At 70.7% G+C, this 25311-nt stretch carries 23 protein-coding genes and 1 tRNA gene; 11 read left to right on the top strand and 13 right to left on the bottom strand.

Going from position 1 to position 25311, the window contains the following annotated elements:
- The first annotated feature begins 3 nt into the window (after positions 1-3).
- A complete protein-coding gene (locus ACK5KK_RS11795; protein WP_416890274.1) occupies positions 4-2673 on the top strand; it encodes a phosphoenolpyruvate carboxylase in 2670 nt (889 codons plus the stop codon).
- A gap of 17 nt (positions 2674-2690) precedes the next feature.
- Here ACK5KK_RS11795 and ACK5KK_RS11790 read toward each other — a convergent pair whose 3' ends face one another.
- Entirely contained in the window at positions 2691-3290 is a 600-nt protein-coding gene (locus tag ACK5KK_RS11790; RefSeq protein WP_416890273.1) for a gamma carbonic anhydrase family protein, read from the bottom strand.
- A 150-nt stretch (positions 3291-3440) separates the two neighbouring features.
- Between ACK5KK_RS11790 and gdhA the strand changes: the two genes are divergently transcribed.
- A complete protein-coding gene (gene gdhA, locus ACK5KK_RS11785; RefSeq protein ID WP_416890272.1) occupies positions 3441-4799 on the top strand; it encodes an NADP-specific glutamate dehydrogenase in 1359 nt (452 codons plus the stop codon).
- Between the two features lie 4 nt (positions 4800-4803).
- On the opposite strand, the gene mfd is transcribed toward gdhA, so the two are convergent.
- The gene (mfd, locus tag ACK5KK_RS11780) at positions 4804-8370 is read right to left on the bottom strand and encodes a transcription-repair coupling factor (protein WP_416890271.1); all 3567 of its coding nucleotides are present in this window, start codon (positions 8368-8370) and stop codon (positions 4804-4806) included.
- A 65-nt stretch (positions 8371-8435) separates the two neighbouring features.
- Between mfd and ACK5KK_RS11775 the strand changes: the two genes are divergently transcribed.
- Positions 8436-8906, top strand: a complete 471-nt coding sequence (locus ACK5KK_RS11775) for a hypothetical protein (protein WP_416890270.1) — start codon at positions 8436-8438, stop codon at positions 8904-8906.
- A 7-nt stretch (positions 8907-8913) separates the two neighbouring features.
- Here ACK5KK_RS11775 and pth read toward each other — a convergent pair whose 3' ends face one another.
- The gene (gene pth / locus ACK5KK_RS11770) at positions 8914-9498 is read right to left on the bottom strand and encodes an aminoacyl-tRNA hydrolase (protein WP_416890269.1); all 585 of its coding nucleotides are present in this window, start codon (positions 9496-9498) and stop codon (positions 8914-8916) included.
- 69 nt (positions 9499-9567) lie between these two features.
- Positions 9568-10212: a 50S ribosomal protein L25/general stress protein Ctc gene (locus ACK5KK_RS11765; protein ID WP_416890268.1), complete on the bottom strand. Its 645-nt coding sequence runs from the start codon at positions 10210-10212 to the stop codon at positions 9568-9570.
- A gap of 212 nt (positions 10213-10424) precedes the next feature.
- Between ACK5KK_RS11765 and ACK5KK_RS11760 the strand changes: the two genes are divergently transcribed.
- Positions 10425-10550: a hypothetical protein gene (locus tag ACK5KK_RS11760; RefSeq protein ID WP_416890267.1), complete on the top strand. Its 126-nt coding sequence runs from the start codon at positions 10425-10427 to the stop codon at positions 10548-10550.
- Between the two features lie 56 nt (positions 10551-10606).
- Here ACK5KK_RS11760 and ACK5KK_RS11755 read toward each other — a convergent pair whose 3' ends face one another.
- Positions 10607-11014: a gluconokinase gene (locus ACK5KK_RS11755; protein WP_416890266.1), complete on the bottom strand. Its 408-nt coding sequence runs from the start codon at positions 11012-11014 to the stop codon at positions 10607-10609.
- Between the two features lie 89 nt (positions 11015-11103).
- On the opposite strand from ACK5KK_RS11755, the gene gndA reads away from it, so the two are divergent.
- The 3 genes from gndA to ACK5KK_RS11740 all read left to right on the top strand — a co-directional run bounded on the left by gndA (position 11104) and on the right by ACK5KK_RS11740 (position 14858).
- Positions 11104-12555, top strand: a complete 1452-nt coding sequence (gene gndA / locus ACK5KK_RS11750; protein ID WP_416890265.1) for an NADP-dependent phosphogluconate dehydrogenase — start codon at positions 11104-11106, stop codon at positions 12553-12555.
- A gap of 96 nt (positions 12556-12651) precedes the next feature.
- A complete protein-coding gene (locus ACK5KK_RS11745; RefSeq protein ID WP_416890264.1) occupies positions 12652-13386 on the top strand; it encodes a response regulator transcription factor in 735 nt (244 codons plus the stop codon).
- A complete protein-coding gene (locus tag ACK5KK_RS11740; protein WP_416890263.1) occupies positions 13383-14858 on the top strand; it encodes a sensor histidine kinase in 1476 nt (491 codons plus the stop codon). The genes ACK5KK_RS11745 and ACK5KK_RS11740 overlap by 4 nt, the downstream gene beginning before the upstream one ends.
- Here ACK5KK_RS11740 and ACK5KK_RS11735 read toward each other — a convergent pair.
- The 6 genes from ACK5KK_RS11735 to ACK5KK_RS11710 all read right to left on the bottom strand — a co-directional run bounded on the left by ACK5KK_RS11735 (position 14852) and on the right by ACK5KK_RS11710 (position 20444).
- A complete protein-coding gene (locus tag ACK5KK_RS11735; RefSeq protein WP_416890262.1) occupies positions 14852-16405 on the bottom strand; it encodes an FAD-dependent oxidoreductase in 1554 nt (517 codons plus the stop codon). The two genes, ACK5KK_RS11740 and ACK5KK_RS11735, sit on opposite strands and share 7 nt — an antisense overlap.
- 10 nt (positions 16406-16415) lie before the next feature.
- On the bottom strand, positions 16416-17318 hold the full coding sequence (locus ACK5KK_RS11730; protein WP_416890261.1) for an FAD:protein FMN transferase: 903 nt from the start codon (positions 17316-17318) through the stop codon (positions 16416-16418).
- Entirely contained in the window at positions 17318-17785 is a 468-nt protein-coding gene (locus ACK5KK_RS11725; RefSeq protein WP_416890260.1) for a hypothetical protein, read from the bottom strand. The genes ACK5KK_RS11730 and ACK5KK_RS11725 overlap by 1 nt, the downstream gene beginning before the upstream one ends.
- A 110-nt stretch (positions 17786-17895) precedes the next feature.
- A complete protein-coding gene (locus tag ACK5KK_RS11720) occupies positions 17896-18924 on the bottom strand; it encodes a ribose-phosphate diphosphokinase (protein ID WP_416890259.1) in 1029 nt (342 codons plus the stop codon).
- A complete protein-coding gene (glmU, locus tag ACK5KK_RS11715; protein WP_416890258.1) occupies positions 18902-20371 on the bottom strand; it encodes a bifunctional UDP-N-acetylglucosamine diphosphorylase/glucosamine-1-phosphate N-acetyltransferase GlmU in 1470 nt (489 codons plus the stop codon). The genes ACK5KK_RS11720 and glmU overlap by 23 nt, the downstream gene beginning before the upstream one ends.
- A gap of 1 nt (position 20372) precedes the next feature.
- Positions 20373-20444 (bottom strand) — tRNA-Gln (locus ACK5KK_RS11710).
- Positions 20445-20535: 91 nt separating this feature from the next.
- Here ACK5KK_RS11710 and ACK5KK_RS11705 point away from each other — a divergent pair.
- Complete coding sequence (locus ACK5KK_RS11705; protein ID WP_416890257.1) at positions 20536-21033, top strand: MarR family winged helix-turn-helix transcriptional regulator; 498 nt, start codon at positions 20536-20538, stop codon at positions 21031-21033.
- Between the two features lie 40 nt (positions 21034-21073).
- Complete coding sequence (locus tag ACK5KK_RS11700; RefSeq protein WP_416890256.1) at positions 21074-21796, top strand: class I SAM-dependent methyltransferase; 723 nt, start codon at positions 21074-21076, stop codon at positions 21794-21796.
- 59 nt (positions 21797-21855) lie between these two features.
- On the opposite strand, the gene ACK5KK_RS11695 is transcribed toward ACK5KK_RS11700, so the two are convergent.
- Positions 21856-22155 (bottom strand): hypothetical protein, encoded by a 300-nt coding sequence (locus ACK5KK_RS11695; protein WP_416890255.1) that lies wholly within the window; start codon positions 22153-22155, stop codon positions 21856-21858.
- 44 nt (positions 22156-22199) lie between these two features.
- The gene (locus ACK5KK_RS11690; protein ID WP_416890254.1) at positions 22200-22523 is read right to left on the bottom strand and encodes an ArsR/SmtB family transcription factor; all 324 of its coding nucleotides are present in this window, start codon (positions 22521-22523) and stop codon (positions 22200-22202) included.
- A 233-nt stretch (positions 22524-22756) separates the two neighbouring features.
- Here ACK5KK_RS11690 and ACK5KK_RS11685 point away from each other — a divergent pair, with 233 nt between their 5' ends.
- Together ACK5KK_RS11685 and ACK5KK_RS11680 are read left to right on the top strand one after the other, a co-directional pair.
- Entirely contained in the window at positions 22757-23800 is a 1044-nt protein-coding gene (locus ACK5KK_RS11685) for an ABC transporter substrate-binding protein (protein WP_416890253.1), read from the top strand.
- 35 nt (positions 23801-23835) lie between these two features.
- The gene (locus ACK5KK_RS11680; RefSeq protein ID WP_416890252.1) at positions 23836-25296 is read left to right on the top strand and encodes an aldehyde dehydrogenase; all 1461 of its coding nucleotides are present in this window, start codon (positions 23836-23838) and stop codon (positions 25294-25296) included.
- Positions 25297-25311: the final 15 nt, after the last annotated feature.

Below are 25311 nucleotides of genomic sequence, written 5' to 3'. Positions count from 1 at the left end.
CGGATGCGTGAGAAGACCCCCACAGACACCCTCGACCTCGTGGGACGCGCGGACACCGAGCGCGAGCTGCCGGATCAGCTGCGCGCGGACGTGCGGCTACTCGGTTCGCTGCTGGGACGGGTGCTCCGCGAAAGCGGCTCACCCGGGCTCTACGACGACGTCGAGAAGCTGCGCACCGCGACGATCGCCGCCTATGCGGACGACTCCCCCGAGGCGTTCACCCGCGCCGCCGCGATCGCCGAGTCGTTCTCAGCGGCGCGCGCCGACGAGGTCGCCCGCGCCTTCACGGTGTACTTCCATCTCGTCAACCTCGCCGAAGAGAGCCAGCGGGTGCGGGTGCTGCGCGAACGCGACGGCCGGCCGGAGAAGGAGGCGGTGACCGAGTCGGTCGCCGCGGCGTTCGTGCGCCTGGCGGCCGAGGTCGGCGACGACACCGCCCTGCGTCGGCTGCAGTCGATGCGGTTCCACCCCGTGTTCACCGCCCACCCCACCGAGGCGCGGCGCCGCGCGGTGTCGACCAGCATCCGGCGTCTGGAGGCACTCCTGCGCGAGCGGGACGAGGCCATCGCCGGCGGCGCGGACCAGCGCCGCGCGGAACGGCGGATGCTCGAGGAGATCGACACCCTGTGGCGGACCGCTCCGTTGCGCACCGAGAAGCCGTCGCCGGTCGATGAAGTGCGCTCCATCATGGCGGTGTTCGACGAAACGCTCTACACGGCCATTCCGCACGTGTACCGACGCGTCGACGACGCGCTCCAGGGCGTCGCCGCGGGCGACCGCGCACCCGTCATCCGCCCCTTCGTCCGGCTGGGGACCTGGGTCGGCGGCGACCGGGACGGCAACCCGTTCGTGACCGCGGCCGTGACCAAGCAGGCGGCGGCGATCGCGTCCGAGCACATCCTGCGCGGACTGGAGCGCACCGCGTCGCGCATCGCCCGCGGGCTCACCCTCTCGGCGGCGAGCACGCCCCCGTCACCGGCCCTGGCGCAGCTGTGGGAACACCTCGCGGCGGCCGACGAGGAGGCCGCCGCCGAAGCCGTCGTACGTGCGCCGGACGAAGCGCACAAGCGGGTCATGCTGCTGATCTGCCGGCGCATCGTCGCGACACGCACCCGGGACGCCGATCTCGCCTACCGCGAGCCGAACGAACTGCTCGCGCAGTTGCGGGTCGTGCAGGACTCACTGGTGGCCGCCGGCGCCGGGCGCCAGGCGTACGGGCACCTGCAGCAACTGCTCTGGCAGGTGGAGACCTACGGGTTCCACCTCGCCGAACTGGAAGTGCGCCAGCACTCGGCGGTGCACGCCGCCGTGCTCGCCGAGTGCGACGCCGGCGGAGAGCTCAGCGAGCGTGCCCACGAAGTGCTCGAGGTGTTCCGCGCCATCGCGCAGATCCAGCGCCGCCTGGGGCCGCGCGCGGCGGGACGCTACATCGTCTCGTTCACGCAGTCCGCCGACGACCTGGTCGCGGTGCATCGCCTCGCCCGCCACGCCGTCGGGCCGCACGGCGCTCCCCCCGTGCTCGACGTCATCCCCCTGTTCGAGACGTTCGCCGACCTGCAGGCGGCGCCCGGCATCCTGGCCGAGGTCGTCGGTCACCCGGAGTTCGCGCGACGTCTGCAGGAGACCGAGAACCGGCTCGAGGTCATGCTCGGCTACTCCGACTCGTCGAAGGACGTCGGACCGGTCGCCGCGAACCTCGCGCTCTACGACGCGCAGGATCGTATTGCGCGGTGGGCGCACGAGCACGGAATCGAGCTGACGCTCTTCCACGGTCGCGGCGGCGCCCTGGGCCGCGGCGGTGGGCCGGCCAACACCGCGATCCTGGCCCAGCCGCCGCACTCGGTCGACGGCCGCTTCAAACTCACCGAGCAAGGCGAGGTGATCTTCGCGCGGTACGCGGAACCGGCGATCGCCATGCGCCACATCGACCAGGTCGCCGCCGCCGCGCTGACGGCATCCGCGCCGTCGATCGAGAATCGCAACCGGCAGGCCGCCGAGCGTTACGCCGCCGTCGCCGAGACCATGGACCGTGCCTCGCGCGAGCGATTCGCCGAGCTCGTCTCAGCCGACGGTTTCGCGCCGTGGTTCGCGACCGTCACCCCCCTGGAGGAGATCGGACTGCTCGCGCTGGGCTCGCGACCGGCGCGCCGCGGGCTGACGGTGGAGTCGCTGGAGGACCTGCGGGCGATCCCGTGGGTGTTCGCGTGGTCGCAGGCGCGCATCAACCTCGCCGGCTGGTTCGGGCTGGGCACCGCGCTGGAAGCGGTCGGCGACCAGGAACTGCTGCGAGAGGCCTACCGGGGGTGGCCGCTGCTGCAGACCATGATCGACAACGTCGCGATGAGCCTGGCCAAAGCCGACTCGCGGATCGCCCGTCACTATCTGACGCTGGGCGACCGCGACGACCTTGCCGCCCTCGTGATGGCGGAGATGATGCTCACCCGCGAGTGGATCATCCGGATCACCGGGGGGACCGCGCTCCTCGACGGCAAGCCCGTCCTGCAGCGGGCGGTCCGGCTGCGCAGCCCGTACGTGGACGCGCTGTCGCTGCTGCAGCTGCGCGCGCTGCGGATCCTGCGCGCCGACGAGCCCGCCGCCGACACGTCGCCGTGGCAGCGGCTGCTGCTCCTGTCGGTGAGCGGGGTGTCCGCGGGGCTGCAGAACACCGGCTGAGGCCGGTCCGCCCGGCGTCAGTCGAGGGGCCGGTCGTCGCGGTGGCGTGCCAGCGCCGCGCCGTATCGCTCGGTGAGCTGCACCATGAGATCGGGCGTGTCGCGGTCGAGACCGAACACGTAGCCGAGGAAGTCGAGGTCCTTCTGGGCCGCCCAGATCTCTTCGTGCCGGTCCGGGGCGAGCACCTGCACCGGATCGCCGACGGCGACCCAGCCGATCGGCACCACCGACTCGGGGGGCAGCACGGTCCGCAGATGCACCACCGCATTGATGCGCACCTCAGTGCGGTCGCCCACGCGCGCCCCGTTGAAGACGCGGGTTCCGGTGGCCAGGAACACCTCGTCGCCCACGACCGCTCCCGACACGCTCGCCATCGGCCCGACCAGCACGTGCGATCCGATGTGCACGGGATTGACGGCGCTCGCGCGGATGACGGCGTTCTCCATCACCACGACGTTCTCACCGAGCGTGATCGGCCCCCCTTCGGCGGTGATCACCGCCCCGTGCAGCACCTGACAGCCGGCGCCGATCGTGACCTCACCGGAGACCACCGCGGGGGTCGCCACCACGGCATCGGGGTGAATGCGGGGCGTTGCCCCGAGATGGTCGAATCGCATGGCCGCCTCCCTGTACACCCGTGAGCCCTGTGCACCCGTGAGTCCTGTGCGCCAGCGTATGCCGCGGCGCGACCACGGCGAAACCCTCGAGTGTCGCTAAGGTGAGGATTCGGCCCGTACTGCTGCGGGCCCGGAACCGAAAGCACCACCATGACCGAAACTCTCGCGCCCCTGTCCGCCGCCGTACGGCCCGTCTTCGACACCGTGGTGGCCCGCAACGCCCACGAGCCGGAGTTCCACCAGGCCGTGCACGAGGTGCTGGCCTCGATCGTCCCGGTGCTGGAAGAACACCCCACCTTCGTCGAGGCCGGCATCGTCGAGCGTCTCGTCGAGCCCGAGCGGCAGATCATCTTCCGCGTGCCGTGGACCGACGACAACGGCGACCTGCACGTCAACCGCGGGATGCGGGTGCAGTTCTCCTCGGTCCTGGGTCCGTACAAGGGTGGTCTTCGCTTCCACCCCAGCGTGAACCTGTCGATCATCAAGTTCCTCGGCTTCGAGCAGATCTTCAAGAACGCCCTGACTGGTCAGGGGATCGGCGGCGGCAAGGGCGGCAGCGACTTCGACCCGCACGGGCGCAGCGACGCGGAGGTCATGCGCTTTTGTCAGGCGTTCATGGACGAGTTGTACCGCCACCTCGGCGAGCACACCGACGTCCCCGCCGGGGACATCGGCGTGGGCGCGCGGGAGGTCGGCTACCTGTTCGGCCAGTACCGCAAGATCACCAACCGTCACGAATCGGGCATGTTCACCGGCAAGGGCGTGCAGTGGGGCGGCGCCGAGGTCCGCACCGAAGCGACCGGATACGGGGCGGTCTTCTTCGCCGAGGAGATGCTCGGCACGGCGGGCCGCGACATCGCCGGGATGCGGATGGGGGTCTCCGGCTCGGGTAACGTCGCGATCTACGCCATCGCCAAGGCACACCAGCTCGGCGCGATCCCGGTGACCGCGTCCGACTCCACCGGCTACGTCGTCGACGATCACGGCATCGACGTGGACCTGCTGCGGCAGGTGAAGGAGGTCGACCGTGCGCGCATCTCGGCCTATGCTGCCGCCCGCCCCTCCGCACGCTTCGTGGAAGGGGCACGACCGTGGGAGGTGCCGGTGGATATCGCGGTGCCGTCGGCGACCCAGAACGAACTCGACGAGGACGACGCCCGCGCCCTGATCGCCGGCGGCGTACGCGCGGTCTCGGAGGGTGCGAACATGCCGTGCACCCCGGCGGCGGTCTCCGCCTTCCAGAAGGCGGGAGTACTGTTCGGCCCCGGGAAGGCGGCCAACGCGGGCGGTGTGGCGACCTCAGCGCTGGAGATGAGCCAGAACGCGGCGCGACAGCGCTGGTCGTTCGGCGACAGCGAGGCCCGGCTGCGCGAGATCATGCAGAACGTGCACGCAGCCGCCTACTCCGCCGCCGAACGGTACGGCAGCCCGGGCGACTACGTCGTGGGGGCCAACTGTGCCGGGTTCGAGCGGGTCGCGCACGCCATGCTCGCGCAGGGTGTGATCTGAGCGCTCACGGCGCCTCGGGCAGCGGGAACAGCTGATCCAGCAGGGTACCCACCCACGCGATCAGTTCGGCATCACTGCGTGCCGCCCCGTCGGCGGCCGGCAGCGGGACGATCATCGCGTCGCCGCCGGCGAGCACCTTCGACGTCGGGTACAGCCGCTGTCGCCGCACCTGCAGCGAATCGGGAAGCCGCGCCGGCGCGATCCGCAGGTTGGGTCCCATGGCGACGACGTCGGTCAGTTGCGCCTGCGCGGCGCGACGCCGCAGCCGTGCCATGTCGAACAGCCCGGCGACCGCTTCCGGCGGCTCGCCGTACCGGTCGCGCAGTTCGTCGACGACCAGGTCGATGGCGTCGTCGGTGGCGGTGACCGATGCCGCCGCCGAGAGCTTCTGGTATGCCTCGAGCCGGAGTCGTTCGCTGTCGATGTACGACTCCGGCACGCGCGCCTGGACGGGCAGCTCCAGTCGTAGTTCGGCCGGGCCGGTCGCCTCTTCGCCGCGGAAGGCCGCCACCGCCTCGCCGATCATACGCAGGTACAGGTCGAAACCGACACCGGCGATGTGGCCGGCCTGTTCGGCGCCCAGCAGGTTGCCGGCGCCGCGGATCTCGAGGTCCTTCAGTGCCACCTGCATCCCGCTGCCGAGGTCGTTGTTGACGGCGATCGTCTCGAGCCGGTCGGCAGCCGTTTCGCTGAGCGGCTTCTGTTCGTCGTACAGGAAGTAGGCGTAGGCGCGCTCCCGGCCCCGACCCACCCGGCCGCGCAACTGGTGCAGCTGGCTGAGCCCGTTTTTGTCGGCCCGGTCGTTGATGATGGTGTTGGGGTTGGAGATGTCCAGGCCGGTTTCGATGATGGTGGTCGACACCAGCACGTCGGCACGGCGCTCCCAGAATTCGTCGACGACGTGCTCCAACTGGTGCTCCCCCATCTGGCCGTGCGCGACGACGACGCGCGCCTCCGGCACCAGTTCCGCCAGCTGGGCGGCGACGCGCTGGATGGACTGCACTCGGTTGTGCACGTAGAACACCTGGCCCTCGCGGAGCAGTTCCCGCCGGATCGCGGCGGCGACCTGCTTGTCGTTGCGGGGCCCGACGTAGGTGAGGATCGGATGCCGGTCCTCGGGCGGGGTCTGCAGCGTCGACATCTCGCGGATGCCGGTGACCGCCATCTCGAGGGTGCGCGGGATCGGGGTCGCGCTCATCGCAAGGATGTCGACACCGGTCTTGAGCTTCTTCAAGGCGTCCTTGTGCTCGACGCCGAACCGCTGCTCCTCGTCGATGATCAGCAGTCCGAGGTCTCTGATGGCCACCTTCTCGGTGAGGATGCGGTGGGTTCCGATCACCATGTCGACGGTGCCGTCGGCCAGGCCCGCCACGGTGCTGCGCGCCTGCGCATCGGTCTGGAAGCGCGACAGCGGGCGCACCCGCACGGGGAACCCTGCGAAACGCTCGGTGAACGTCTCGTGGTGCTGCTTGACCAGCAGCGTCGTCGGCACCAGCATCGCCACCTGCTTGCCGTCCTGGATCGCCTTAAACGCGGCCCGGACGGCGACCTCGGTCTTGCCGAACCCGACATCGCCCGACAGCAACCGGTCCATCGGCACCGGGCGCTCCATATCGGCTTTGACCTCGTCGATGGTCTGCAGCTGATCGGGGGTCTCGGCGAAGGCGAACGCCTCTTCGAGTTCCCGCTGCCACGGTGTGTCGGCGCCGAACGCGTGGCCGGTGGCGGCCATGCGGGCGGAATACAGTTTGACGAGCTCGACCGCGATGTCGCGGACGGCCTTGCGCGCTTTGCCTTTGGCGGCCGCCCAGTCGCTGCCGCCCATCTTGGACAGTGCGGGGGCGTCGCCGCCCACGTACCGGGAGAGCTGGTCGAGCTGGTCGGTGGGGACGAAGAGCTTGTCTCCCGGGTAACCCCGCTTGGAGGGGGCGTACTCCAGCACGAGGTACTCCCGGGTGCTCTTGACGGGGTTGCGGCCCCCGCTGGAGACCTCCCGTTGGACGAGCTCGACGAACCGGCCGATGCCGTGGGTCGCGTGTACGACGACGTCACCCGGCGTCAGCTGCAGCGGATCGACGACGTTGCGCCGCCGGGAGGCGAGTTTGGTCACCACGCGGGTGTCGCCGCCGATCGTGCGCCCGAAGAACTCCGCCTCGGTGACGACGGCGAGCCGTACCTCGGCGAGCTGGAAACCCCGTTCCAGGCGCGCGACGGTCGTGTGGACGACACCGGGCTCGGGAATGTCCACGAGGTCGGACACCGTGCGGGCGGCGACGCCGCGCTCGGCGAGCACTTCCGTGGCGCGTTCGGCCAACCCGACTCCGGTCGTGGCGACCACGACGCGCCAGCCGTTCGCGACGAGCTCACCCACGTGCCCCGTCGCCCCGTCCGCGCTTGCGCCGAAGGCGGGCACGCCGACCCCGGTCACCCGAACCGTGTCGTTGTCGACCAGGAGGCCCTCGGCGGCGGCGTCGGCGGCACCGGAGTCGAAGCCACTGAAGGTCCACCACGCGCCACCGCGCGCCGCCGCCGCCGCACGGAGCGCGGGAAGCGTCAGGAAGTCGGCCGCTCCCAGGTCGATCGGCGCCTCGGCGCCCGCGGTGGCCGCGTTCCAGGCCGCGTCGAGGAACTCCCGGTTGGTCTCGCCGAGCGTCATGGCGCGCGTCACCGACCGTTCGGGCTCGAGGATCGCCACGGCCGCCCCCTCGGGCAGATACGCCACGATCGGCACGACGCCGTCGGCGAGCACGGGCATCAAGGACTCCATGCCCTCCACGGCGATCCCCTCGGAGACTTTCTCCAGCATGCCGCGCAGCCCCGGCGACGTCGCCGCGAGTGCCCGCGCACGCGCGCGCACCGCGTCGGTGAGCAGCAGTTCCCGGCTGGGCAGCAGGTCGATGCGGTCGACCTCCCCCGGCAGCGACCTCTGGTCAGCGACCGAGAACGCCCGGATCTGCTCGACCTCGTCGCCGAACAGTTCGACGCGGTAGGGATGTTCGGCCACCGGCGGGAAGACGTCGAGGATGCCGCCCCGCACCGCGAACTCGCCGCGCCGCGACACCATGTCGACGCGGACGTAGGCCAGCTCGATGAGCCGGCGCACGATGGCCTCGAGCGCGGCGCCGTCCGCACCGACCCGCAACGTCAGGGTGCCGACGTCGGTGAGCCCGGCCGCGACCGGCTGCAGTGCCGCACGCACCGACGCGGTGACGACGACCGGGGTGCGGGTGTCGGCGAGCCGGCGCAGCGCATCCAAGCGCCGGCCGACGATCTCCGCGCTCGGGCTGAGCCGCTCGTGGGGCAACGTCTCCCACGCGGGAAAGTCGATGATCGGCACTTCGGGGCACAGCGCGGCCAGTGCCGCCCCGATGCTCTCGGCGCGGCGTCCAGTGGGGGCGACCACCAGCAGCGAACCGGTCGCGTCCTCACGGCGGCGGCGCAGGATCGCCGCCAGCAACGGTGCGTCCAGCCCCTCCACGAGGGAGAAGTCCGCATCCGCGCGCGCGGCCTCCAGCGCGGGACCCACCGCGGCGTCGGTCATGAGGGCAGGGACGATACCCGGAACTGTCACCGCAAGAGTCTACGGTCCTCTGGCTCCCCACTCGCGCGGCGACGGCATGCGTCTAGGATGGCGGCATGAGCCAGCTACCGCCGGGAGCGTCCCCACCGCCCGCCCCGCAGGCGCCGTACGACTACCCGCGCGCCGCGCCGCCAACGGTCCCGCCGGTGTACGCACAGCCGTCACGACCGCAGGGGTCGACGGTCCTCGGCGTCGTCGCGTTGCTGATCGCGATCATCGCGGTCGTCGGCGCGACGATCACCGCGGGAGTGAACACGATATCGATCGCCCCGGAGGTCGGCGCGGCCATCTGGGGCGCGAGCGGTCCCGACCCGCGGCTACTCAGCCCGGTGAAGGCGCAGGCCGTCATGGTGGAAGCGAGCTTCTGGATCGGGACGGCCCTGGGGATCTGGGCGATCGTCCAGGGCGCCATCGCGATCCGCACACGCCGCGGCGGGGCGTTCGGAACCGCCGCGATCGTCGTGGCGGCACTGGGACCGGTCCTGTTCCTCACGACCGTGGTCCTCGTGCTCCTGCTCGCCGGCTGAGCGGCGCTCAATCCCGCGGCGCGTGGTGGCGCTGCTGAGCGGCCAGCAGCCCGTCCGCGACGAGGTCTTCGATCGCGTCGGCGGCGTCGCCGACGAGGTGCGCGAGTGTGTCACGCTGCGCCGGTGAGAACGGCGACAACACCCAGTCGGCGGGATCCGCTCGCCCGGGAGGACGCCCCACGCCCACCCGCACCCGCGGGAACTCGGCCGTCCCGAGCGCCTTGACGACGTCTCGCACCCCGTTGTGTCCGCCGTGACCGCCGCCGATCTTCAGCTTGACGCTGTCGAACGGGATGTCGAGTTCATCGTGCACGATCACGACACGCTCCGGGGGGATGCCGTAGAACGCCGCCAGTGCGCTGACCGGGCCGCCGGAGACGTTCATGAAGCTGTTCGGCTTGGCGATCACGAGCTTTGCTCCCCCCGGGCGCAGCCAGGTCTCGGCGACGCGGGCGTTGCTCCTGTGCGCGCGCAGTGTCTCACCGCGCCGCGCGGCGAGTTCGTCGACCACCATCTGACCGACGTTGTGCCGGGTCGCCTCGTAGCGCGGACCCGGGTTCCCGAGCCCCACCACCGCCCACGCGTCCACCATGCGGTTGTCCTTTCGACGACGACGCCCGCCGCCACCGGAAGCGGCGGCGACGGGCGTCAGGCTCGGGGGTTACTCGTCCGACGAAGCGTCGGGCGCGCCGGCGTCCTCGGCATCCGCCGCCTCGTCGGCTTCGCCCGCCTCGGTCGTCTCGTCCTCTTCCGCGGCAGCGGCCGACGGAACCGAGACGGCGACGATCAGCGTCTCAGGGTCAGCGACGAGGGTCGCGCCGCTGGGCAGCACGAGGTCGCCGGCGGTGATGTGCGCGCCTTCCTCCAGGCCCTCGACGTCCACCACGATGCTCTCGGGGATGTGCGTGGCCTCGACCTCGAGCGCAACCGACGTGGCGTCGAGGTTGACGATCGTCCCGGCGAACGACTCGCCCACGACGCTGATCGGCACATCGACTTCGATCTTCTCGCCCTTGCGGACCACGAGCAGGTCGATGTGCTCGATGATCTGGCGCACCGGATCGCGCTGCACGTCCTTCACCAGCGCGAGGTGCTCGCCCCCGTCGACCTGGACTTCGAGCACGGCGTTGGCACGGCGCACCAGCAGCGAGAGCTGGTGGCCGGGCAACGCGACGTGCACCGGCGCCGTGCCGTGCCCGTAGATGACGGCGGGGATCTTTCCGGCCGCGCGCAGTCGGCGGGCAAAGCCCTTCCCGAACCGCTCGCGCAGTTCCGCGACGACCCTGGTGTCGGTGTCGGTCGACATGTGTGTTCTCCTTGCGGGCCGCAGCCCAGATCGGTGGTCTGAGTGGTTCGACTCGAACGCGTGCGCGTGAGGAAGCCGCAAAGCCTGCATCACCGCGTCGATCACGGGTCGCGCGCGTCGTCGTGCCGACGCACGCACCCCTCGCCGAAGTCCGCGCTCAGTCTACCAGCCGCCCGATACGATGAGGATGCACCCGTTCGAGGAGGGAACCCATGGACAGCAACCTCATGTCTCAGCTTCTGATGTGGCTCATCGGCGTCATGACCGTCTGCGGCGGTGTCGGCGCGCTGGGCGCCCTGCTCGCGCTGGGGCGGTCCTCCTCCCCCAGCAAGCACTGAGCCCGGCACGCCCTGAGCCCCGCACGCTCTGAGTCCCGCAGCACGCCCTGAGCCGATCAGGCCCACCGCGAGCTCCACACGGAGACCACTTGGGCCACGAGCGTCTCCAGGTCCATCGCCGCGTCGACACGCATCCCCGCCTCGTCGGTCGTCAGCGATTCCCCGGCGTCGTGGGGCGCTGGCGTGGTGGCGACGACCAGCTCGACGAACCAGGCGTCGGCGCACGTCGCGCGCATCCGGTCTCGATCGCTCCGAAGCAGCGCCGGGCAGGCGGCGACGGCCGGAGCGGACCGCACCAGCGCCGACGCCACGGCGTCGAGCCAGGGCATCCGCTGCGCGTCATCGGCCGCTCCGGATCCGTGTACGTCCTCGCCGTCCACGAAACTCGCTTTCAAAGCGGCTGCCAGGGCGGCCCCGACCAGTGACTTCCCAGACCCGGGCGGACCCGTCACGACGATACGCATGCAGACATGCTCGCACGGTGGCGGCGGTGGCGTGGCCGTCAGCACCGACGCCCTAGGCTGGACGACGAACCCGACCCCCAGGAGGATACGTGAGCGACCAGTCAGCGAACATCGGAGTTGTGGGGCTTGCCGTGATGGGGTCGAACCTCGCACGCAACCTCGCGTCCCGGGAAGGCAACACCGTCGCGGTGTTCAACCGCTCGCGATCCAAGACCGACGACCTGGTCGCCGCGCACCCCGAGGCCGAGTTCGTCCCCGCGTTCACCTACGAACAGTTCGCCGCCTCGCTGACCGCGCCGCGCACCGCGATCATCATGGTCAAAGCCGGCGGCCCCACCGACGCCGTCATCGACGAGCTGATGACCGTGTTCGAGCCGGGCGACATCATCATCGACGGCGGCAACGCGCTGTTCACCGACACCATCCGCCGCGAGAAGGCGGTCCGCGAACGCGGCTTCAACTTCGTCGGGATGGGAGTCTCCGGCGGCGAGGAAGGTGCGCTGCGGGGCCCGTCGCTCAGGCCCGGCGGACCCGATGAGGCCTGGACGACCCTCGGCCCGATCCTGCGGTCGATCGCCGCGGTCGCCGAGGGCGAGCCGTGCGTCACCCACATCGGCCATGACGGGGCCGGCCACTTCGTCAAGATGGTCCACAACGGCATCGAGTACGCCGACATGCAGCTGATCGCCGAGGCATACGACCTCATCCGCCGCGGCACCGGAAAGTCGCCCGCCGAGATCGCCGACATCTTCGCCGAGTGGAACCGCGGCGAACTGGAGTCCTACCTGATCGAGATCACCGCCGAGGTTCTCCGCCAGGTCGACGCCGACACCGGTCGTCCGCTGGTCGACGTGATCCTCGACTCGGCCGGCGCCAAGGGCACCGGTGCCTGGACCGTGCAGACGGCGCTCGACCTGGGCGTCCCCGTGTCGGGCATCGCGGAAGCCACCTTCGCGCGTTCGCTGTCCAGCCACCGCGAGCAGCGCGCCGTCTCGGGCGCTCTCCCCGGCCCCGCCGAGGACTCGTTCACCGTCGACGACGTCGATGCGTTCGTCGAGGAGGTGCGCCAAGCCCTCTACGCCTCGAAGATCGTCGCCTACTCGCAGGGCTTCGACGAGATCCGTGCCGGCGCGGCCCAGTACGGCTGGGTGATCGACCTCGGTGCGGTCGCGAAGATCTGGCGTGCCGGCTGCATCATCCGCGCGCAGTTCCTGAACCGGATCGCGGACGCCTACGCGGCCGAACCGGAGCTGCCGGTGCTGCTGACCGCACCGTACTTCGTCGACGCGCTCGCGCGGAGCCAGACGGCGTGGCGCCGGATCGTGCAGGTCGCCGCCGGCGCGGGCATCCCGGCACCGGCGTTCAGTTCATCACTGTCGTACTACGACGGGCTGCGCGCCGAGCGCCTCCCCGCCGCCCTCATCCAGGGGCAGCGCGACTTCTTCGGTGCGCACACGTACCGGCGCATCGACAAGGACGGCACGTTCCACACGCTGTGGTCCGGCGACCGCTCCGAAGTCGAGGCCGTCGACACCCACTGACCGGCCGGGGCCGCCGCGGCGGTCGCGGTGACACTCACAGCGCACGCATAGGGTTCGCCATAGGAAACTCATAGCCGCGAGGCCACAATGGGAGTCATGACCGCTCCCGCCGCCGCCACCGCACTACACCGTCCCGACGGGTCGCCCCTGCGCGTCCTGGTCGTCGACGACGAGCAGATGCTCACCGATCTGCTTTCGATGGCCCTGCGGATGGAGGGCTGGGACGTGCGCACCGCCGCGTCCGGGTTCGATGCGCTCACCGCGGCGCGCGAGTTCGACCCGGACGCGCTCGTCCTCGACATCATGATGCCCGACCTCGACGGCATGGCGGTGCTGCAGCGGCTGCGCCAGGCCGGCAACGACGTGCCGGTGCTGTTCCTCACCGCGAAGGACGCCGTCGCCGACCGGGTCGCCGGGCTCACCGCCGGCGGCGACGACTACGTCACCAAGCCGTTCAGCCTGGAGGAGGTCGTCGCACGGCTGCGCGGTCTCATGCGCCGGGCCGGCGCGACCGTGGCCGACGGCGCCGACCCGATCCTGCGCGTGGGCGATCTGACGCTCAACGAAGACTCGCACGAGGTCGAGCGTGACGACACCCAGATCGAGCTGACCGCGACCGAGTTCGAGCTGCTGCGCTTCCTGATGCGAAACCCTCGCCGCGTCGTATCCAAAGCGCAGATCCTCGACCGGGTGTGGAACTACGACTTCGGCGGGCGCTCCAGCGTCGTGGAGCTGTACATCTCCTACCTCCGCAAGAAGATCGACGCGGGCCGGGAACCGCTCATCCACACCGTGCGCGGCGTCGGCTACATGATCAAAGCGCCGCAATGACCGCCCGGCGGCGGTCGAGTCTGCAGACCCGGCTGATCATCACCGTCGTCTCGTTCGTCTCCCTGATCCTGATCGCCGTGGGCCTGGCCACCGGGACCGCGCTCGGGGCGATCCTGCGCGACAACCTCGACGCCAAGGTCAGTTCGGTGCGCGTGCGCTGGACCCCGAGCAGTACGGCCGCCGAAGCCCTGACCGACGGCAGACAGGAGGTCGGCACGCTGCTGATCGGGCGGAGTCTGTCAGGCACCACGGGCGCCTACGTCGACCCGGAGGGGACGGTGATCACCCTCGACACGGCACAGATCTCCGGCGTCACGACCGACGACCACCGGCGCGGCTGGTCCACCGTGACCGTGTCGGGGATCGGCGAGTACCGCGTGCACACGCTGGATGACCCCTCCGGGATGTATGTCATCGTCGGCATGCCGACCTCGGAGGTCACCGGCACGATCGGGCGGATCCTGCTCACCGTCGGGATGCTGACGGCGGGCGGGCTGCTCCTGCTGGCGGTCACCGTCGCGATCGTGATCCGCTATTCGCTGCGACCGCTGCGCGCGGTCGCCGAGACCGCGACCCGGGTCGCATCCCAGCCGCTGTCGGAGGGCGAGGTGACCATCCACCACCGTGTTCCGGCCGAGGAGGCCGACGAGCGCACCGAGATCGGGCGCGTGGGCGCGGCGCTGAACACGCTGCTCGACCACGTCGACGCATCACTGGCGGCCCGGCAACGCAACGAGGAACGCATGCGCGCGTTCGTCGCCGACGCGAGCCACGAACTGCGCACACCGCTCGCGTCGATCCGCGGCTACTCGGAGCTCTCCCTGCGCGGTATCCGGCAGCAGCACGCCGAAGACGACGCCGCCGCGGCCGACCCCCGGTCGCAGAACACCGAGCAGGCGCTCGAACGCATCCAGGCGCAGTCGCTGCGGATGACGACCCTCGTGGAGGACCTGCTGCTGCTGGCACGGCTCGACGAGGGGACCGAACTGGTCTACGGCGCGGTCGACCTGACCCGCCTCGCCGTCGATGCCGTCGCCGACGCGCAGGTCGCCCGGCCCGACCACGCCTGGGTCATCGACGTCGCGCCCGACCCGGTCGTGATCGCCGCCGACAGCGCCCGCATCCAGCAAGTGGCCGTGAATCTGCTGGCGAACGCGGCGACCCACACGCCGCCGGGGACCCGCGTGACGGCATCCGTGTTCGCGGACGGTGACGCGGGTGTGCTGCGCGTGCACGACACCGGACCGGGGATCGATCCCGCCGTCGCCGATGGGCTGTTCGCGAGGTTCGCCCGCGCCGACAGCTCCCGCGCGCGCCGGACCGGCGGCACGGGGCTGGGGCTATCGATCGCGAAGGCCATCGTCGACGCCCACCACGGCACGATCACCGCCGACAGCCGCCCCGGCTCGACGACGTTCGAGGTGCGCCTCCCCGCCGAGCGCGGGGTGGTACCCGCAGGCGGGGATCAGTAGCCGGCGAAGGCGTCGGTCGTGATCGCGCGCGCTTCGCGCAGCGCGGGGGTGAGCTCGGCGATGATCCGCGGCGGCCCCGACACGAAGGCGTGGCGCCGGGCGATGTCGGGGACATCGCTCAGCAGCGCGTCGGCGGTCAGCCGCCCTCCCCCGGTCCAGCGCCACCGGGCAGGGAGCGCCTCCGGCTCGGTGCCGCACACGACGATCACGGGGATGCCGGCCTCGGCCAGGTCGTCCCGGAACGCGAGTTCGGCGGCGACCGAGGCGACGTAGACGAGCACGACATCGCGGTATCGGCCGCTGTGGCGCAGCTGACGCAGCTGCGAGACGAACGGTGTGACACCGATCCCGGCGGCGACCATCACGACAGGTGTCGCCGGATTCGGCGGCAGCACGAAGTCGCCCCACACGCCCGTCACTGGCAGCGCCTCGCCGGGGGCGACCGCGGCCAGAGCGCGCTTGTAGCTGGAGTTCGAGCCCTCGCGCAGAGCGATCGTGACGCGCGGCAGATCTTCCGGTGCCGACACGATACTGAACTCGCGTCGGGTGCCCCGCGCGTCCGGGTGCGAATGGGGCACCTCCAGCTCGAGGTACTGCCCGGGCTCGAACCGGAAGCGGTGGTTCGCCCGGAAGGTCAGCTCCCGCACCGTGGGAGTAGCGTGCACGCGGTCGAGGAGAGTCAGCCGGACCGCGGAGCGCGCAGCGAAGCAGAACGCCGCCAGGTTTCCGATCAGCAGCGCCCGTTCCTGCCCCAGAGTGATACTGCCGACGGGGATCGGCCAGCCGGCCAGGGTTCCGATGACGAGGGCGACCACGTACTGCTGCCATCGCCGCGGCGGGAGGGTCAGCGGCTCGGACACCATGAACAGCCCGAGAAACAGGAAGGGCGAGCTCCACAGCAGTTGCCAGAACAGGGCGCCGGCGTCGAAGCTCATTCCGCTCGCGGCGTACTGGGACCAGGCCCGCACGAAGAAGAGGGCGACGGCGACGACGAGGAACAGCGCCACAACGCGCACCTTCTCGGTACGGACCAGCACGAGCAGTCCCAGCACCAGCACGGGGCCAGCGAGGAAGGGTGTTCCCACCCACCACGCCGCCGCGCCGAGGCCCGGGGCGGCGAGGCCGGCGAGGGTGAACACCGTGACCCCGACGGCGGCCGGATTGAAGACGTGACGACCGCGCCACACGAGCAGGTACTTCGACGCGGCGGCCGCGACCGCCGCCAGCAGCAGACCCAGCAGGGCGAGCGGCTCCACCGTCGGGCGCAGCACGAAGAACAGGATGAGCGCGGTGGTGACCGTCGACTCCGGGCGCCACGGCCGGCCGACCAGCCGGTGCGCGATGAGGTCGGTGACCGTCGTGGCACCGACCAGCACGGCGATGCTCGCCAGCATCTCCCGCGGGGAATACGCGAGGATGCCCTCCGCCGCCAGCGCCAGCGCGATCACCGACAGCAGCGTCAGCGCCAGCGCCGCCAGCCGGTACATCGAGACGCGCCCGATCACCGCCAGCACGCGGTTCCAGAAGGTCAGCACCGGGGCGAACATCGCTGCCACGCTATCGGCCCAGGAACAGTTCGGCATCGCACCCGGGCGACCACTCCACGGTGCCGGTGGTGGTCATCCGCACCCAGTCGGCACCCCACGCGTGCGCGAGGCGCGGCCCGCCGTCGAAGAACAGTGCCGTCGCGACCGCGTCCGCGCGCATCGCGGTGTCCGCGCACACCCAGGTCGCCGCGATCGTGCGCACCGGCTCGCCCGTGCGCGCATCGAGCACGTGGTGCAGCCCGTCACCCCACGCCCGGCGGTTGACCGCCGACGCGCACAACGCCCGATCGGCGACCCGCCACACGCCGATCGCCCGCGACGTGTCGAAGGGATGCTCCAACCCGATCGGCTCGGCCGATCCCCGCACCGCGATGTCGCCGCCGGCATCGACCACGACCCGGCCGGGCGTGTGCTCGGCGACGATGCCGGCGACGATGTCGACGAGGCGCCCCTTGCCGAGGGCGCCGACGTCGATCGTGGCTGGGCGGGTGAGCGCCAGCTCGCCGTCGTCCCACGTGAGCACGCGCTGCCACGGCGACGGAGCGGGGTGGGCGCCGCGGTCGCTCAGCGACAGTCCGGCGTCGTAGCCACGGCGGGCGAGACTGTCCCCCACGAGCGGGTTGACCGCCTCGCCGGTCGCGTCGGACACCTGCCGAAAGGCCTCGAGCATGACCTGCGCGTCGGGCGGCGCGGGCACCCGGCCCGCCTCGCGCGCCAGGCGGCACACCAGCGAGTCGGCGCGGAACCGCGACCACTCGCGGTCGAACCGCTCGATCGCCGCCATCAGCTCCGCGCGCACGGTCTCCGGCGGCATCGGCTCGGCGCGCACGATCCACCGCGTCCCGATGGCGTCGAAGCGCCACGCGGTCCCGGTGAGCGCGCTGCGGCGCGCGGCAGCTCGTTGCGCCGGCACTACGCGGCGGCTTCGGACTTGATCTGTTCGATGGCCTGGTTGAACCCGCCGCTGGTCAGCGACGATCCCGCGACGTGGCTGACCGAGAGCTCGTCGATGTCGACGCCGACGACGACATCGGAGATGCCGCCGATGAACTTCGCCTGGTACTCCTGGGATTCGTGCTTCTGCGGGTCGCCGGCGACCTCGACCGATGTCACGACGTCGTCCGCGAGCGCGACCGTCACCTGCACGGTCTCCATGTTCCCCTCGGGGGTGACGTAGCTGCCCTCGCCGGAGTAGGTGCCGTCGCGGTAGGTACCGCCGCCGGTCGTCGATTCCGTCGACGCCGGAGCGTCGGGCGCCGGCGTGGTGTCGCTCGCGGCGCTGTCGGTACCGCCCGCGCAGCCAGCGAGAAACGCGATGCCGACGGCCGAGCCGACGGCGATTCCCCCGCGAACGGAGCGTGGTGTGCGGAAACGGATCATCACGTTCCTCCTGTCGCGCCCCACCGAATGCGGGGACGGTGCCACGCTAGCGGGCCGACCTCCCCAGCGACACCGTCCTGGCTATGTGTTCGCGGTGAATCCGTGCCCGGTCAGGCGGCACCGTCGAACATGCTGGTGACGGACCCGTCTTCGAACACCTCGCGAATGGCCCGCGCTAGCAGCGGCGCGATCGGCAGGATCGTCAGCCCCGGGAAGTGTTTCTGCGGCGGCAACGGCAGCGTGTCGGTGACCACCACTTCGTCGATGGAGAAGTCCTGCAACCGGTCGACGGCGGGATCGCTGAAGATCGCGTGCGTGGCCGCGACGATCACCTTCTCGGCGCCGTTGGCCTTGAGCGCCTGCGCGGCCTTGACGATCGTGCCGCCGGTGTCGATCATGTCGTCGACGAGCAGGCAGACCCGGCCCTCCACGTGGCCGACGATGTCGTTGACGGTGACCTGGTTGGCGACGTTCGGGTCGCGACGCTTGTGGATGATCGCCAGCGGCGCGCCCAGGCTGTCCGACCAGGTGTCGGCGACCCGGACGCGGCCGGTGTCGGGCGAGACGACGGTGAGATTCGCCCGGTCCTCCACCGACAACGTGCGCTCGAAGTGATCCAGCAGGACCGGCTTGGCGAAGAGGTGATCGACGGGACCGTCGAAGAAGCCCTGGATCTGCGCGGCGTGCAGATCCACGCTCATCACGCGGTCGGCACCGGCGGTCTTGAACAGGTCGGCGACCAGCCGCGCACTGATCGGCTCGCGTCCGCGGCCTTTCTTGTCCTGACGCGAGTAGGGGTAGTAGGGGGCCACGACGGTGATGCGCTTGGCGGACGCGCGCTTGGCGGCATCCAGCATGATGAGCAGTTCCATCATCCACTCGTTGACGGGCGGGCCGAAGGACTGGATGAGGAAGATGTCGCAGCCGCGGACGGAACGCTGGAAGCGGGTCAGGACCTCGCCGGAGGCGAACACGCGGTGCTCGGTCGGCGCCAGCTCGGTGCCGAGTTCGTCGGCGACCTGCCGGGCGAGGATGCTGTGGGACGAGCCCGAGGCGACGACGAGGCGCTTCTTCGTCTTGACGACCAGCCCAGGGGCGATGTCGTCGCGTTCGGGTTCAGCCTTCTTCTTGCGCGCCATCGTCCGCTTTCTGTGCGGACCGGGAGCGGGCCGCCACGTCCGCGGCTCCGGTACCCGGTCGGTTCTTCTCGACCCACCCCTCGACGTTGCGCTGAGGAGCGACGCTCAAGGCCAGCGCACCGGCGGGAACATCCTTGCGGATGACGGCGCCGGCGCCGGTCTTGGCGCCGTCTCCGATCCTAACGGGCGCGACGAACACGTTGTGCGACCCCGAGTGCACGTGATCACCGATCTCGGTGCGGTGCTTGGCGAGGTCGTCGTAGTTGGCGGTGATCGCACCCGCGCCGAGGTTCACACCGCGCCCGATCGTCGTGTCGCCGATGTAGGAGAGGTGGGGTACCTTGCTGCCGTCGCCGATCGCGGCGTTCTTGGTCTCGACGAAGGTGCCGATCTTGCCCTCCGCGCCCAGCCGGGTGCCCGGACGCAGATACGCGAACGGCCCGACGTTCGCCCGCGCACCGATGACGGCGAGGGTCGCGTCGGTACGGGTGACGGTGGCCCCCTCGCCGACCTCCGTGTCGACCAGGCGCGTGTCGGGCCCGATGACGGCGCCGGTGGCGACCGTCGAGGCCCGGAGGATATGGCTGTTGGGAAGCACGGTGACATCGGGGGCGAGTTCGGCGGTCACATCGATCCACGTCGTGGCGGGGTCCTGCACGGTCACGCCGGCCAGCTGCCAGCGCCGCACCGTGCGGGCGTTGAGGAGCTTGCCGACGTCGGCCAGCTGCGCTCGGTCGTTCACCCCGAGGGTGAGGGAGGGGTCGTCGGCGACGCGCGCGGCCACGGGGAGCCGGTCTCGGCGCAGCATCCCGATGACGTCGGGGAGGTACTTCTCCCGCTGCGCGTTCTCGGTCCCGACCAGCGGGAGCCGGGCGCGCAGCTCGCGCGCGCGGAAGACGTACACCCCCGCGTTGATCTCACGGACGGCCGCCTCTTCGGCGGTGGCGTCCTTGTGCTCCACGATGCGATCGACGCCGCCGGAATCGTCGCGGATCACGCGGCCGTATCCGGCGGGGTCGTCGAGCACGGCGCTCAGGAGGGTCGCCGCCGCCGCCGCCCGGCGGTGCCCCGCCACCAGGGCGCCGAGGGCGTCGGCATCCAGCAGAGGGACATCGGCGCTCAGCACGAGCACGTCGCCGTCGAAAGCGGGCACCGAGTCCAGCGCGAGCTCGACTGCACGCCCCGTGCCGGGCACGTCATCCTGATCGACCACGACCACTTCCGGCGACACACCCAGGACGGCCTCAGCGACGAGGTCTCGCTCGTGGCGGACGACCACCAGCACGTGCGAGGGTGCCAGGTCGCGCGCCGTGTCGAGCACGTGTCCCACGAGCGGCCGGCCGCCGATCGTGTGCAGCACCTTCGGCAGCGCCGACTTCATCCGCGTGCCCTGGCCGGCCGCGAGGATGACGACGGTGAGGGACGGGTCGAGAGTGGTTTCCGTCATGCTCCGCCGCCAGGATTCGAACCTGGACCTCACAGCTCCAAAGGCTGTCGTGCTGCCGTTACACTACGGCGGACCGTGGAGCGCCCGCGGGACGGGCCCCACCTCACAAGTCTGCCATGCGGGCGCGACCGGTTCCGACAGCGCCCGCGCGAGATAATGGGGCCATGGAGCCCGAGCACGACGAAGTCGATCGCATCGTCGAGGCCTGGGAGAGTCAGCGCCCCGACCTCGATTTCTCGCCCTTGGAAGTGCTGTCTCGTGTCGACCGGCTGTCCCGCCATCTGGACCGGGCCCGACGGGAGGCGTTTCGGCGCAGCGACCTGGAGGCGTGGGAGTGGGATGTGCTGTCGGCATTGCGCCGCGCCGGGGCCCCCTACCAGCTCACCCCGAAGCAGCTCCTGCAGCAGACGCTCGTCTCCAGCGGGACGATGACCAACCGCATCGATCGTCTCGTGGCGCGCGGCCTGGTGCGGCGCGCGGGCGACCCGGCCGACGGACGCAGCATCCTCGTGATCCTCACCGACGACGGTCGGCTGCGGGTGGATGCTGCCATCACGCGCCTGGTGGACGCCGAGGCGCACCTGCTGGCCGTGCTCCCGCGCGTCGACCGGGATCGGCTCGCCGCACTGCTGCGCAAGCTCAGCCTCAATTTCGACGCGTGACGCGGCGTCCGTCATGGTGACGATAACTACTATCGTCACCATGACGAACGATCCCTACGCTGCCTCCGCCCGCGCCTACGATCTGTTCTCGGCCGCCGCGCGCCCCGGCCAATCGGCCGCACTGGCGGCGGTCCTGGCCCGCTTGCAGCCGCCGGCGGGACCGATCCTCGACATCGGCGCGGGTTCGGGTGCGCTCAGCGCGGACGTCCTCGACGCGCTCCCCGATGCCCGCGTGGTGGCGCTGGAACCGAGCCCGGCGATGCGGTCCTTGATGCTGTCGCGGGTCGCGGCGCGCCCCGACTGGCATCGACGAATCACGGTGCGCCCGGAGGACTTCTTCTCGGCCACCCTGCCTGCGCGCCTCGGCGGCGCGCTCGCGATCGGCGTGCTCGGGCACTTCGACCCGGGCGAGCGAGCCGCGGTGCTCGCCGAGCTCGCCGCCCGGTTGCCCCGGGACGGGGTGGCGCTCCTCGACCTGCAGCACCCCGAGCGCCCCACGCGCGTCGAGCCGTACGAGTTCACCGCGGTGACCGTCGGAGACCTCACCTACCGCGGGATCGCCGAAGCCCGTCCGGTCGACACCGAACTCATGCGGTGGCGGATGACCTACCTCAGCCTGGAAGGCGAGCGCGTCCTCACCGAGGAGACGGTCGAGTTCGACTATCGGCACCCCGCGCCCGCGGTCGTCGCGATGGAGGCGGCGAGTGTCGGGCTGCTGCTCACCGGGCTGCGCGACACGTTCTGGGTCGCCGAACGGGCATAGCCGGGACATGACTGAAGGCGGGGTGCCCGGCGGTTGCCGCGCACCCCGCCTTCACCGGGTCAGTGCTCGTCGTAGTGGTCACCGTGCACAGCGTGCTTGTGACCGTCGTGGAGGTAATCCACGTGGTCGCCGTGCGCGATCGCCTCGTGCCCGCAGCCGTCGCCGTGGCTGTGGTCGGCGAGGGTGTGTTCGGCGACCGACTCGTGCTCGTCGTAGTGGTCGCCGTGCAGCGCGTGACGGTGCGTGCCATGCACGTAGTCGATGTGGTCGCCGTGCGCGACCGCTTCGTGTCCGCAGCCGTCGCCGTGCTCGTGATCGGCAACGGTGTGGTGTTCGGTGTGTGCGTCCGTAATGGTCATGATGCCCCTCATTCGTGTTGTGATGTGGTGATGTCGGCGACGGCTCACGCAGAGTTCGTCGCCTCGCCGAGCGCGTCCCCGACGTTCTCCTGGACGTGGACCAGCGCGTCCTCGATCACGTGACTGACGTGTCTGTCCGCCAGCGTGTACGTGATCTCCTTCCCGTTGCGGTCGGCTGAGACCAGCCCGGCCTGCCGCAGCATGCGCAGGTGCTGCGACACCAGCGGCTGCGACATTCCCGTCGCGTCCACCAGCATCCCCACCGTGCGCGGCCGGTCGCCGATCAGCCGCAACAGCCCCAGCCTCGACTCACTGCCGAGGACCTTGAACAGTTGCGCCGCCTCGGTGAGCCCCGGCTCCGCGTCCATGCCTCCATTTCAGCACACATATAAACGAATTGCAATGTGATTATTGAAATCTGCGGCGTCACTCACCCGCATTGTCAGCCCGCCTTCGTTGATTGCTCATTTAGTCTGATAATCATCTAATTGATTCCTCAACTAAACCGGGTTAGCCTCGGGTCACGTCCGCACCATCCGACGGCACCGAGCCGTCGGCCCGGGATCTCGCGGGCGACAGTCCTGCAACGACGGAGGTCATCATGAAATCTCGCCCACACGCCGCACGCACCCGCCGCACCCCGCGCGCGTTCGGACGCCTCGCCCTGGCGGGGGCCGTCGCCGGAGCCGTCGCGCTCAGCGGGTGCAGCGGCACTTCCGCCGACCCGGGGACCTCCGGCGAGGGCTCGGCAGCGGAAGTCACGTCGATCCGGCTGGTCGTCGCCCCGATTCAGTTCGAGACCGCCTACATCGCACGCGACGAGGGCTACTTCGCCGAGCAGGGCCTCGACGTCGAGATCATCCCCGGGGGTGCGCCCCAGCAGAACGCCGCCATGGCCGTCAGCGGCGAGGCCGACATCATCACCGGATCCTGGGGGATGGCGATCACGGCGAATCAACAGGGGCTGCCGCTGAAGGTCATCGCAGGAAACGGACGCTCCAGTACCGACGTGGCACAGGCCGCCGGTGCGCTCATGGTCAACGCCGGCAGCGACATCCAGACGCTCGAGGAGCTCCGGGGCGCCACGATCGGCGTGCAAGGGCTCAACACCGGCAGCGAGGTCGGCCTGTACCTCGCCCTGCAGTCGGTGGGGATCGCTCCCGACGACGTCACGCTCATCGAACTGGCCTCCAGCGCCATGCCGACCGCCATCGACGAGAACACCGTCGATGCCGTACTCGTCTCCAACCCGTTCTATCAGCAGATGGTCGCGGCCGGACAGCGCGCGATCTCGCACCCGACCGAGGAGTTCATCGGGGGTGGACCCATCACCGTGTGGACGGTGACCGACAACTGGCTCACCACCCACGCCGACGTCGCCGAGAAGTTCGTTGCGGCGATGCGGCAGGCGGACGCGTTCTACATGGACCCGGCGAACATGGACGCCGTCATGGATGTCACCGCGGAGTACAGCGCCGTCGACCGGGCAAGCCTCGACCCCGCCGGCTACGCGCCGATGGGAGTCGACATCAACATCGTCCCGGCAACGCTCGCGCGAGACAGCTACATCGAGTTCGGGATCGTCGACGATGCGCCGCCCGTCGATGAGCTGCTGTGGGCCGACGCGCCGCGAACCGACTCGTGAACGCACCCGCCGACACGACAGACAGGAGCACGCGCATGGACTCGACCGCCACTTCTCCGACCCCGACCCTGGAGTTCGACGCCAACTTCGTCGGCGGCTCGTGGGACCGCTCTGCGGCCTCGCGGCTCGACGTGATCGATCCCGCGCACGGGACACGCGTCGGGAGCGCACCCGACAGCGATGCCGCCGACGTCGACCGGGCGGTGCGGGCCGCGCGACGCGCGTTCGACGAGGGGCCCTGGCCCCGCCTGAGCCCCCAGGAACGAGCCGAGTGGCTCGAGCGGCTCGCCGACGAGGTCGCGCGGCGCGGCGGCGACAACGCTGCCGTGGTGACCGCTGAGATGGGACAGCCGATCCAGTTCTCTCGCGTGGCCAGCACCCACCTGCCGGCCGCCTACCTGCGGTACTACGCACAGCTCGCGCGGGAGACGTCGGTGGAACAGGAACGGCCCAAGGCATCCGGACCGGGAACGACCGTGATCCGCTACGAAGCGGTCGGCGTCGCCGCCCTCATCATCCCGTGGAACTTCCCCCAGGTGCAGTTGTTCGGGAAACTGGCTCCGGCCTTGGCCGCCGGATGCACGACGGTCATCAAGCCCGCACCGGAGACCCCGCTCGACGCGCTCCTGATCGCCCGTGCCGCCGAAGCGATCGGGTTTCCCGCCGGTGTCATCAACGTCGTCACCGGCGCGACCGCAGCAGGACGTGCCCTCGTCGAGCATGACGGGGTCGACAAGGTGAGCTTCACCGGGTCGACGGCCGCGGGCCGCACGATCGCGACCGCCTGTGCGCAGCGGCTCATCCCGGTCACCCTCGAACTCGGCGGGAAATCAGCGGCGATCGTGCTCGACGACGCCGATCTCGACGAGACGGTCGCAACTTTGCGGACCTCGTCGTTCTTCAACACGGGGCAGACCTGCTTCCTGCTCTCCCGTGTCCTCGTCCCGCGGGCGCGTCAACGCGAGCTCACGGATGCCCTCGTCGCCGCCGCGGAGAGTCTTCGGATCGGCGACCCGCGCGACGAGGACACCGAGATCGGTCCGCTCGCCTCCGAGCGGATCCGCACCCGCGTCACCGACATGGTGACCGCCGCGCGCACCGCGGGGGCGCGTGTTCTCACCGGCGGCGGCGCCCCGCGCGATCGTGGCGGCAACTACTTCGCCCCCACGATCCTCGACGATCTCTCACCCCGGGATCCGATCGCGCAGGATGAGGTCTTCGGGCCAGTGGTCACCGTCCTCGCGTACGAGGACGTCGACGACGCCGTGCGGATCGCCAACGACACGCGGTACGGCCTGGGAGGGGCGGTGTTCAGCACCGACGCCCACCGGGCGCTCGAGGTCGCACGCCGGGTGGAGACCGGCACCATCGGGGTCAATCACTACGCCCCGGACATGAACGCACCGTTCGGCGGAGTCAAGGACTCCGGCCTCGGCCGCGAGCTGGGCATCGAGGGGATGCGCGCGTTCCAGACGATCAAGTCCGTCTACCTGTAACACGCGGAGTGAGAG

The sequence above is a fragment of the Microbacterium sp. genome, from assembly GCF_047972865.1.
Taxonomy (GTDB): Bacteria; Actinomycetota; Actinomycetes; order Actinomycetales; family Microbacteriaceae; genus Microbacterium.
Note: the sequence above shows the minus strand (reverse complement) of the source record. Positions and strands in the feature narration are given on the sequence as shown.